The 8,969-nt window shown below is 62.2% G+C and carries 12 protein-coding genes and 3 pseudogenes; 7 read left to right on the top strand and 8 right to left on the bottom strand.

Going from position 1 to position 8,969, the window contains the following annotated elements:
- Nucleotides 1–128: 128 nt before the first annotated feature.
- The 4 genes from ACTJI6_RS23020 to ACTJI6_RS23005 all read left to right on the top strand — a co-directional run bounded on the left by ACTJI6_RS23020 (nt 129) and on the right by ACTJI6_RS23005 (nt 2,329).
- Nucleotides 129–503, top strand: a complete 375-nt coding sequence (locus tag ACTJI6_RS23020; RefSeq protein ID WP_440803989.1) for a hypothetical protein — start codon at nt 129–131, stop codon at nt 501–503.
- A 126-nt stretch (nt 504–629) separates the two neighbouring features.
- Nucleotides 630–1,439, top strand: coding sequence for a hypothetical protein (locus tag ACTJI6_RS23015; protein ID WP_440803986.1), 810 nt, complete (start codon nt 630–632; stop codon nt 1,437–1,439).
- 104 nt (nt 1,440–1,543) lie between these two features.
- A complete protein-coding gene (locus tag ACTJI6_RS23010) occupies nt 1,544–1,945 on the top strand; it encodes a hypothetical protein (RefSeq protein WP_440803985.1) in 402 nt (133 codons plus the stop codon).
- A 138-nt stretch (nt 1,946–2,083) separates the two neighbouring features.
- On the top strand, nt 2,084–2,329 hold the full coding sequence (locus ACTJI6_RS23005; RefSeq protein ID WP_440804015.1) for a hypothetical protein: 246 nt from the start codon (nt 2,084–2,086) through the stop codon (nt 2,327–2,329).
- Nucleotides 2,330–2,341: 12 nt separating this feature from the next.
- On the opposite strand, the pseudogene ACTJI6_RS23000 reads toward ACTJI6_RS23005, so the two are convergent.
- The 3 genes and pseudogenes from ACTJI6_RS23000 to ACTJI6_RS22990 all read right to left on the bottom strand — a co-directional run.
- A pseudogene (locus ACTJI6_RS23000) lies at nt 2,342–2,545 on the bottom strand (transposase); the annotation flags it as partial.
- 91 nt (nt 2,546–2,636) lie between these two features.
- Nucleotides 2,637–3,452, bottom strand: coding sequence for an IS21-like element helper ATPase IstB (gene istB / locus ACTJI6_RS22995; RefSeq protein ID WP_440804014.1), 816 nt, complete (start codon nt 3,450–3,452; stop codon nt 2,637–2,639).
- Nucleotides 3,449–4,450 carry a Mu transposase domain-containing protein gene (locus tag ACTJI6_RS22990; protein ID WP_440804012.1) on the bottom strand — a complete coding sequence of 334 codons (1,002 nt, stop codon included), beginning with the start codon at nt 4,448–4,450 and terminating at the stop codon, nt 3,449–3,451. Before ACTJI6_RS22990 ends, istB (ACTJI6_RS22995) begins: the two co-directional genes overlap by 4 nt.
- A gap of 25 nt (nt 4,451–4,475) precedes the next feature.
- On the opposite strand from ACTJI6_RS22990, the gene ACTJI6_RS22985 reads away from it, so the two are divergent.
- From ACTJI6_RS22985 to bioB, 3 genes are all read left to right on the top strand, one after another.
- Nucleotides 4,476–5,114 (top strand): GntR family transcriptional regulator, encoded by a 639-nt coding sequence (locus ACTJI6_RS22985; protein ID WP_440804010.1) that lies wholly within the window; start codon nt 4,476–4,478, stop codon nt 5,112–5,114.
- 97 nt (nt 5,115–5,211) lie between these two features.
- The gene (locus ACTJI6_RS22980) at nt 5,212–5,763 is read left to right on the top strand and encodes a biotin transporter BioY (protein WP_440804008.1); all 552 of its coding nucleotides are present in this window, start codon (nt 5,212–5,214) and stop codon (nt 5,761–5,763) included.
- Nucleotides 5,760–6,740, top strand: a complete 981-nt coding sequence (gene bioB / locus ACTJI6_RS22975; protein ID WP_440804007.1) for a biotin synthase BioB — start codon at nt 5,760–5,762, stop codon at nt 6,738–6,740. Before ACTJI6_RS22980 ends, bioB begins: the two co-directional genes overlap by 4 nt.
- Before the next feature lie 224 nt (nt 6,741–6,964).
- On the opposite strand, the gene ACTJI6_RS22970 is transcribed toward bioB, so the two are convergent.
- The 5 genes and pseudogenes from ACTJI6_RS22970 to ACTJI6_RS22950 form a co-directional block, all read right to left on the bottom strand.
- A complete protein-coding gene (locus ACTJI6_RS22970; RefSeq protein WP_440804005.1) occupies nt 6,965–7,270 on the bottom strand; it encodes a hypothetical protein in 306 nt (101 codons plus the stop codon).
- Complete coding sequence (locus tag ACTJI6_RS22965) at nt 7,270–7,656, bottom strand: recombinase family protein (protein ID WP_440804003.1); 387 nt, start codon at nt 7,654–7,656, stop codon at nt 7,270–7,272. Before ACTJI6_RS22965 ends, ACTJI6_RS22970 begins: the two co-directional genes overlap by 1 nt.
- A gap of 102 nt (nt 7,657–7,758) precedes the next feature.
- A pseudogene (locus ACTJI6_RS22960) lies at nt 7,759–7,914 on the bottom strand (transposase domain-containing protein); the annotation flags it as partial.
- Between the two features lie 134 nt (nt 7,915–8,048).
- Nucleotides 8,049–8,777, bottom strand: coding sequence for an IS21-like element helper ATPase IstB (gene istB, locus ACTJI6_RS22955; protein WP_028714057.1), 729 nt, complete (start codon nt 8,775–8,777; stop codon nt 8,049–8,051).
- A pseudogene (locus ACTJI6_RS22950) lies at nt 8,777–8,969 on the bottom strand (IS21 family transposase); the annotation flags it as partial. The pseudogene ACTJI6_RS22950 and the gene istB (ACTJI6_RS22955), both read right to left, overlap by 1 nt.

Genomic DNA, 8,969 nt, shown 5'->3' with positions numbered 1-8,969 from the left:
GCCATTTGCCTGATTAGGGCAGCATCCAGTTACGAGCGTCAACGGTTCGGGCGGGGTCAAACTCCGCCCTTTTTTCGGTGGCGGAGGATGGAAAACAGCGCTGACCCCTGCGCGGCGGGAAAGATAATGTGGCATTTCCCGAGAAAACCCACAGCGCTCTTAGCCAGGAAAATCACCTGTTCACACGGACCAGCACCTCGGTTGTTGAATTCAGGCATGCTTTTGTCGTGCCTGGTTCCGACAAGGAGTTCCCGCCCGGTCGCTATGAGGTCTTGGTGGAGGAAGAGCTTCTCGAAGGTCTCAGTTTCGCCGCATACAGGGAAACAGGGGCCTATCTGATGATCTACGGGAAGGGGCACAACTCCGGGCCGACGGAGATGAGACCGACTTCGTCGGCTTATCTCAGTCTGGCGTTGAAACGTGACGCCCTCCTGGATGCGCCGGTAGAACGTGCCGGCTCGGCCCCTCCGTCCGAAATGGCCGGTCCGAGCAATGAGGGCTGACCTATCCAGAACCTGCGGCATGGGCCCAGACAGTGACATCGCCGTCCCCGTGCCAGACGTCTTCCTCATTGCCGGGTGGAAGAACCGATCAGCGGGAAAGCTCTTGGCAAGAAAGGGACGCGTTTCATGATACCGACACCCAAACCCGAGCATAGGTCCCTGGCGCGGATGATTGTCGCAATTGCCTCCCTGGCAGGCGTTCTTGCGTTTCTCGCTTTTCCGGTGCTTGCGCAGAGCGATGCCGGTTCCCCCCCGGAAAACGCGTATGCCCGCAGCTATGGAGGCGGCTGGGATTGCGACCTTGGCTACCGGATGGAGGACGCAGAGTGTGTAAAGATCGAGGTCCCCGAGAACGCTTATGCCACCAAACGGTCCCATGGAGCGGGATGGACCTGCCTCCGGGGCTATAAGGCGGTTGATGGAGCGTCCTGCATTCCGATCCCGGTGCCTGCGAACGCCTTTCTGAAGTCTTCCGGTTATGGCTGGGAATGCCTGCGCGGATACCGACGAGAAGGGGACACTTGCGTCTCTGTTGTTCTGCCGGAGCACTCTTATCTGAACGACAGCTCTTGGGGACCCGGATGGGCCTGCGACCGGGGCTTCACCGCCAGCGGAGACAGGTGCATCCCAATCGTGGTGCCGAAGAATGGTTACCTGACCAATGCTGACTACGGCGATGCCTGGGCCTGTGAACGGGGATTTGTTCAGGTTGGTGACCAGTGCGACCCTGTTGTCCCGCCGAAGCATGCCTTTCACGATCCCATTGCCTACGGGCCCGGATGGCGCTGCGAACGTGGATACGAGCCGGACGAACAGAACAGCGCCTGCATCGCGATCGACTTGCCAGAAAACGCACATCTTGATGACTCCGGCAATCGCTGGCGGTGTAATCCGGGCTTCCAGCGTGGGGACGAGGCGTGCGTGCGCGAACAGTGATGCAGATAGTTCTCCGCCATGGCCATCCGGCAGGCACAAGCGCAGGAACTGATAGCAGGTGCGCCAGAGCATCTGCCATCGCAGCTCTTCAGGAGGAAGACGAATTGGCCGCATCGATCAAGACAACAGCCGTCTTTTTACGACCCTTCGAACTTCCAAGCTTCAATGAGATACTTCCGGCCGGCGAATACGAGGTCGAAACCCTGATCCCGGGTCCGCTGGACGAAGTCGGCGGGGATAGCTGGCGGCCTACCGTTCTTGTCCATCTTCAGTCGCGTGCTTCCCATCCGGGTCTCAGCCGGACATTGACCGTCCCCCTTGCGGAACTCGAACGGGCAGTGGCAAAGGACAAGCTGACCGGCAAGGCGCTGACCGATTTCTTTCTGGAAGAGATGCTTGCCGATCCGATGATCCGGCTCGTCATGAAGGCCGACGGCGTGGAGGAGGCCGAACTCCGAAGCCTCTATTCCGGTTCTTCAAAACCACCTGCCGATCCCGCGACGTGAGCAGTTCCAGTGGTGCTCTTGCTGGGTCGCTGGGTCCTTCCAACATCGGTCATGATAATCATGCGTGACGGGGTCGAACCAATTCTTTGACTGACAGTTTGTTATTGCCTCCTGAGAGGCCAATAACGGGAGAAGAGCATGAGCTACGGTTTTCTGAAACTTGAAGGCAGTCCGCCCCTCGCCGGCCCAGTCGAACACGTCGGAGATATGATCCTGCTTCGAACACGATCAGACATGACCAAAGCGGAGTTCGCGGAACTCCATGAGGGCCATCTGGAGACCAACGGCATGATCGAACGAATTGCGCTGGAAAGTTCCGAAATCTCCCAAGATGGAAGATACAGCACCGACTTGACGCTGCGCCGTCTTCCGCCCGAATCCTAGAGCCCGTTGCACTCAATCGGCCTCATACCCTGCAGCTTTGAAGTAGTTGTAGCATTCCTCGTCGGAGAAGAGGTCGCAGACCTGGCCAACCGCAGCCCAAAGCTGATCGTAGGTGCGGGCGGCGGCTTTTCTGATCAGCGCCTTGAGTTTGGAGAAGGCCATTTCGATCGGGTTGAGGTCGGGGCTGTATGGCGGCAGGAACAGGAACCAGGCACCCATGTAGCGCGTCAACCATCTTGTCCTTGACCGTCAACCAGCTTGGCCGGTTTTGGCGCCGCCGGGTTGGCTTATTCCTCGGTTTTCTAGCTCAGTTTTCTCCTTTGCTCTGGTTGTCGTTGTTGGTTGTCGCTGGCGTTTCAGCCTGAACCTTCTTGTTGGCTGTCGCGGCACGCTGACGGTAACTTTGGGCATTCATCTCGAGGATCGTCGCGTGATGGACCAGACGGTCGATGGCGGCGACGGTCATCGTCTTGTCGGGGAAGATCTGGTCCCAGCCACTGAAGGGCTGGTTGGCGGCGATAGCGATGCTGCGGTATTTGTAGCGCCGGGCAATCAACTCGAAGAGCACGCTGGTTTCGGCCTGGTCCTTGTGGGCATAGGTGATGTCATCGAGGATGATCAGGTCGAACCGGTCGAGTTTGGCAAGCGCGGCTTCAAGGACCAGATCGCGGCGGGCAGCCTGGAGCCTTTGCACCAGATCGCTGGTCCGGATGTAGAACACGCGATGTCCCGCTTCGATCAGGGCATGACCAATGGCGCTCAGGATGTGGGTCTTGCCGGTGCCGGAATTGCCGATGGCGATCAGGTTGCCGCCCCCCTCCAGCCAATCGCCTGCGGCCAGGGCCTCGACACGCGGGCGTGGCAAACTTGGCAAGGCCTTGAAGTCGAAAGTTGCGAGTGTTTTGCCAGCGGGAAGATGCGCCTCGTTCAAGTGACGCCGAATGCGTCGCATATCGCGCTCAGCCAGTTCATACTCCGCCAGAACGGCCAGGAAACGAGCGGCCGGCCAGCCTTCACTATCGGCGCGGGTCGCAATCTCGGCCCAGAGCTTGTGGAAGCTCGGCAGGCGCAGCGCGGTCAGCATGCCGGGCAGCGTGTGGATATCGACCTCGCGGACGCTCATGCGTGCGTCCCCAGCAAAGCATCGAAGCTGTCGAGCGATGGATGGGCCACGGCGACATCCCGCGGCAGCGTCATATGTCTCGGGCTCAGGCGGCAGAGCAGTGTTTCGGGATCGGGCAGCCGGCCCGCGGCGAGGTCTTCTGCCAGCAGATGCGCCAGTTCCGCCTCACAGGCCTGATCGTGAGCGATGAACAGCAGATGGACCATTCGGCGGCAGGCCTCCCGTCGCGGCAGGTTCCGCTGAAGCGCCTTCCACGCTTCGGCGTATTCGGTGCGGGGGAACAGGCTGTCGCGATAGATCGAACTCCACAAGGCCTGCGGTTTGCGCCGCAGCGCGTGGATGACGTGGTGGTAGTTGATGACATGAACACGATGGCCGTCGCCGCGACCGCGCGCTCGTGGATGGCTGACGACCAGAGTGCTGCCGAGAAAGGCCTCGATGCGGTCATCGTAGAGATGGACCCGCAGACGCTGTCCGACCAGCTGTGATGGGGCACTGTAGAAGATGCTCTTGACCAGGAAGCCGCCGGTTCGGGTGACCGGCACGACGATCTCGGTGAAGTCGGTGGTGCGTCGAGGCGGCAGGGGCTTCAGATGCGCCCGCTCCGCCTGAACGGCGGCTGCCCGCTGCCGGTTGCGCCGGGCCACCAGAATGTCGACGAAGCGTCGGTAATCCTCAAGGCAGCTGAAGTCGCTGCTTCCGCGCAGGATCAGCGCCTGCTTGATGGCTTTCTTGAGGTGCCCGTGCTGGGCCTCCACCGAGCGGTTCTCGTGAGCCTCACCGCGATTGTTGCGGCTGGCCTCCATGCCGTAATGGCCGACGAAGGCATTGTATCTTTCGGTGATATCCTTGCTCTGGTCGATGGTCAGGTTGCGGAAGGCGGCCGAGAGGCTGTCGGTGCGGTGCTCTTTCGGAGCGCCACCAAGCGACCAGAGTGCCTGCTGCAGGTTCTCGGCCAGGGCCGTAAAGCTTTCCCCGTAACCCGCTCTGGACGACACTGATCCGCTGGATTATCTATAATGCATGAAAAACCCCCTCAAAGAGACATTGGCGACAAAGATCGCCCAAAACTTGGCTGACCGCATCATCACGGGAGTTATTCGCCCCAACACCCCTCTGCGTCAGGACCACATCGCCGCCGAATTCGGGGCAAGCCATGTGCCCGTGCGCGAAGCCTTCCGGCAGCTGGAGGCGCAAGGTCTGGCGATCAGCGAGCCGCAACGGGGCATGCGCGTCACCTCGTTCGATGTGGAGGATCTGCACGAGGTAGCCGCCATGCGTGCCTCGCTCGAGGTTCTGGCCCTGCGGCATGCGGTGCCCAACATGACTTCAGCCGTTCTAGAGGCGGCCGAACAAGCGACACATGCCGGAGATGTCTCCCGAGAGGTGCGGGAGTGGGAGGGCGCCAATCGCCGGTTTCACCGCCTGATCCTCGGGCCGTGCGGCATGCCGCGACTGCTGTCCGTGATCGACACGCTCCACACCGCCAGCGCCCGCTTCCTGTTCACCGCCTGGCGCAGTGATTGGGAGGCGCCGACGAACCACGAGCATCGCGCCATCCTTGCGGCCCTTCGGCGCGGGGAAACGGACAGGGCGTGTTTGATCCTGTCGAAGCACGTCGGGCGGACAGGGCGACGGGATCTTCAAAAGAACGGCCTGTAACCAACAGCGATAGAAATAATAAGAAATATCTATAATCTTTGTTGTCGTTTGAGCCTTTGGGCTTTTAGTCATAGATATTTCCGCAAAGGACCCTGTCATGACGTCTTATATGCTCCCGTCCCGCCCCCATCATCGGGCTCTGCTCCACGCCACGCCGAAGGTTTTGGCTCTTGCCGCGCTCATCACGCTTGGCGCGAAGATCCAGGTGCCGTTCTGGCCCGTGCCGATGACGATGCACACGCTTGCGGTGCTTTCGATCGCCATCCTCGCCGGACCCCGTCTCGCCGCTGGCGCGGTCGCCACCTATCTAGCAGTTGGCGCGGCGGGCTTGCCCGTGTTCTCCGGCTCTCCGGCCCGTGGCATCGGGCTGGCCTATATGGTCGGGCCTACGGGCGGCTATCTGCTTGGCTATCTTCTGGCGGCGGCCCTGACCGGCTGGCTTGCCATCGGCGGCGGCACGATGCGCCGCATCCTTGCCATGCTGGCCGGCATGGGGGTGATATACGCCCTTGGCGCGGCATGGCTGTGCCGTTTCGTGCCCGGCACCGAGGTCTGGGCGGTTGGCATCCTTCCGTTCCTCATGGGGGATTTGCTGAAGATCGGGCTTGCCGCAGGGCTGGCCGCCCTCTGGACACGGGGGCGTGCATGATCCGCAACCACTGGACGCTGGAGGAGGCGCAGGCGATCTACGCGCTGCCCTTCCCCGACCTGATGCATCGGGCGCAGTCCGTCCATCGGCAGACCTTCGATCCGCATGTCGTGGAGCAGGCCAGCCTTCTCAGCATCAAGACGGGGGGCTGCCCGGAAGATTGCGGCTACTGCTCGCAAAGCGCATTCCACGATACGGGCGTGAAGGCCACGAAGCTGATGCAGGTGGACGCGGTTCTGGCGGCCGCGCGCCGCGCCAAGGCAGCGGGGGCGCAGCGGTTCTGCATGGGGGCCGCGTGGCGCAGCCCGAAGGATCGCGATCTCGATGCCATCTGCACCATGGTCAAAGGCGTGCGCGATCTGGGGCTGGAAACGTGCATGACGCTGGGCATGCTGACGCCCCCGCAGGTCGCGCGGCTGAAGGAGGCGGGTCTCGACTTCTACAACCACAACATCGACACCTCGCCCGCGTATTACCCGAAGATCGCCACGACCCGCACGATGGAGGACCGGCTGGACACGCTGGACCATGTGCGGCAGGGCGGCATCAAGGTCTGCTGCGGCGGCATCCTTGGCATGGGCGAGGCGGAGGAGGACCGCATCGCGATGCTGGTCGTTCTTGCGAACCTTTCCCATCATCCCGAAAGCGTGCCGATCAACCTGTGGCAGCCCATCGGCAACACGCCGGTGGAGGCGGTGGCCCGACCGGTCAACCCCTTCGCCCTGGTGCGGGCCGTCGCACTGGCGCGCATCCTGATGCCGCAAAGCGTCGTGCGGCTGTCGGCGGGGCGGAAGGGTATGAGCGACGAGCTTCAGGCGCTGTGCTTCCTCGCTGGCGCCAACTCGATCTTCGCAGGCGATGTGCTTCTGACGACGGAGAACCCCGCGCCGCGGCAGGATGCGGATCTGTTCGCCCGGCTCGGGATGCGCAACGCGGTCGTCGAAAAGAAGCCGGTTTGTCTGGCACACGAGTCATGAGGGTGTGCGCCCTCAGGCCGTGCGGACATCGCCATTCCGGAGCCGATGGTGACGATCAGGCTGCGCGCCCTTCGCCAAGGCGGGATACGAGGCGGTCCGTGTCCATGGTTCGGATCGCCCTCAGAGAGTAGCCACACGAATGACGGCTCAGGGCTCTTAGCGTCACGCGCGGGGCCGACCTCCAGTGGCCGCTTCGTCCCAATCGCCCCAGGTCGCTGGTTGCGTTAGTCCTGTGATCCCGCCTGCTGTCGGCCGATGGGAAACATATCCTCGCCGTAATGGTGCAGCTTGACGTGATGGCTGCGGCAGAGCCACCGCACGTTCAAGGGTTCGTCGTATCGGTCGTGGTGGGCATCGACCTTGGCTGCGCCGCAGACCTCGCAGGGCTGCTTTACCAAAGCGCCAGAGATGAGTGCCCGCTGGACGGCAAGATGGGCTTGATACTTCGGCAGGTTCGTGCGGCGCCAGTTTGTCTGGCGGGTCTCGCTTTTCAGGGACGGTGGGCGTGGCGGCTTTGGATCATCTGTCATCACGCCACCGCCGCCTGCCGGCCCAAGGTGCGATACACCGTCGGCCGCGAGATGGAGAACACCTCTGCCAGATCACTGATGGAATACTCGCCGGTGTCATACATGCGCCGCAGTTCCTGCTGCTGGCGCTCCGACAGCTTCGGCTTCTTGCCCCGCAGCTTGCCCTTGGCGCGGGCCACGGCCATGCCCTCGCGGGTCCGCATCCGAATGAGGTCGGCCTCGAACTCGGCAAAGGTCGCCAGGATGTTGAAGAACAGCTTGCCAATCGGGTCGGTCGGATCATGGATCGAGGTGCCAAGCTGAAGCTTGATCCCACGCGCGGCCAGGTTGTCGGCAATGTCTCGGGCGTCAGGGACGGAGCGCGCCAGCCGGTCCAGCTTCGGCACAACCGTAAGCGGCGGCTACGCCCCATTGATTTTCTGATTGCTTCGGGGCGGCCTGCTGCTTGGCTGTTGTGCTATGAGCTCACCGGGGAGTCCCGGACGAGGTCATTGTGAGGCGATGGTCTGCCTTGCATAAGCCCAGGGCATCAAGGCGTCGATGTCCTTGGCCAAGTGGCCGTTGGCAAGACGGGTGAACAGATCGCACAGGTAGGCGTAGGGTTCGACACCGTTCATCTTGCAGGTGCCGATCAGGCTGGCGAAGTGTCAATCGGCATCCAAACGGCCCCCCCGATCGGCGCCCAAAAGTGACCCCTTTGGCGCGCGGTTGAGCAGGCCCGTGGCGGCGTAGCTTTCCAGCTGGCGCAGCCGACGCGGGCCTGCGTTTCGGAGGGGGTTCAGGCTCGGGTTTTGATGCGCCAGCTGTCGTTGCCGGTCTCGACTATATCGCAGTGGTGGGTGAGGCGATCGAGCAGCGCGGTGGTCATCTTCGCGTCCCCGAAGACGGTCGGCCACTCGCCGAATGCGAGGTTGGTGGTGACGATGACGGAAGTCTGCTCGTAGAGCTTGCTGACCAGATGGAACAGCAACTGGCCGCCGGACTGCGCGAATGGGAGGTATCCGAGTTCATCGAGGATGACGAAGTCGAGCCGCATCAGATGTTCTGCAAGCCGGCCCGCCCGTCCAGCACGGGCCTCGGCCTCCAGCCTGTTCACCAGGTCGACGACATTAAAGAACCTGCCCCGGGCACCATTGCGGATGACCGCACGCGCGATCGCCACGGAGATATGGGTCTTGCCGGTCCCCGTTCCGCCAACCAGCACGACATTGCGCTGTTGGCTGAGGAACTCCCCGCTGGCCAGATCACGCACCAAGGTCTCGTTGATCGGGGTGTCATCGAAGGTGAACTCCTCGATCTCCCGGGCATAGGGCAGCTTGGCGGTGGTGATCTGGTATTTGACCGACCGCGCTTTCTTCTCGTTGATCTCGGCGGCCAGAAGATCTCCAACGATCTGGCGGGGTTCATGCTGGCGGCGCACAGCCACCGCCATGAGTTCATCATAAGCGGCGCGCATCCCGTAGAGCTTCAACTCGCCCATTGCGGCCATGATGTCAGCACGATCCATCAGCTGACCCTCCGCAGCAGGTCATAACGGGCGCAGTCCGCCACCGGTTCATAGGTCAGGCGCAAGGCCGGAGAGGTCAGCAGGAGAGGCGGCGGTTCCGGATCGCGCCTGCGAGACAGGATATTGAGGATCACATCGGCGGAGTGAACGCCCTGCGAAAGGGCTTCGGCGCATGCCTTTTGTACCGCAGGC

It is taken from the genome of Paracoccus sp. 22332 (assembly GCF_052045125.1).
In the GTDB taxonomy this organism is placed as follows: domain Bacteria; phylum Pseudomonadota; class Alphaproteobacteria; order Rhodobacterales; family Rhodobacteraceae; genus Paracoccus; species Paracoccus haematequi_A.
The sequence above is the reverse complement of the archived record's forward strand: the minus strand, read 5'-3'. Positions and strand labels throughout refer to the sequence as shown.

Coding starts and splice junctions, on each gene's coding strand:
- ACTJI6_RS23015 (WP_440803986.1), top strand. CDS start 630: ATGATACCGACACCCAAACCCGAGCATAGGTCCCTGGCGCGGATGATT.
- bioB (WP_440804007.1), top strand. CDS start 5,760: ATGATCCGCAACCACTGGACGCTGGAGGAGGCGCAGGCGATCTACGCG.
- istB (WP_440804014.1), bottom strand. CDS start 3,452: ATGAGCGTCCGCGAGGTCGATATCCACACGCTGCCCGGCATGCTGACC.
- ACTJI6_RS22985 (WP_440804010.1), top strand. CDS start 4,476: ATGAAAAACCCCCTCAAAGAGACATTGGCGACAAAGATCGCCCAAAAC.
- istB (WP_028714057.1), bottom strand. CDS start 8,777: ATGGATCGTGCTGACATCATGGCCGCAATGGGCGAGTTGAAGCTCTAC.
- ACTJI6_RS22970 (WP_440804005.1), bottom strand. CDS start 7,270: ATGACAGATGATCCAAAGCCGCCACGCCCACCGTCCCTGAAAAGCGAG.
- ACTJI6_RS23005 (WP_440804015.1), top strand. CDS start 2,084: ATGAGCTACGGTTTTCTGAAACTTGAAGGCAGTCCGCCCCTCGCCGGC.
- ACTJI6_RS22980 (WP_440804008.1), top strand. CDS start 5,212: ATGACGTCTTATATGCTCCCGTCCCGCCCCCATCATCGGGCTCTGCTC.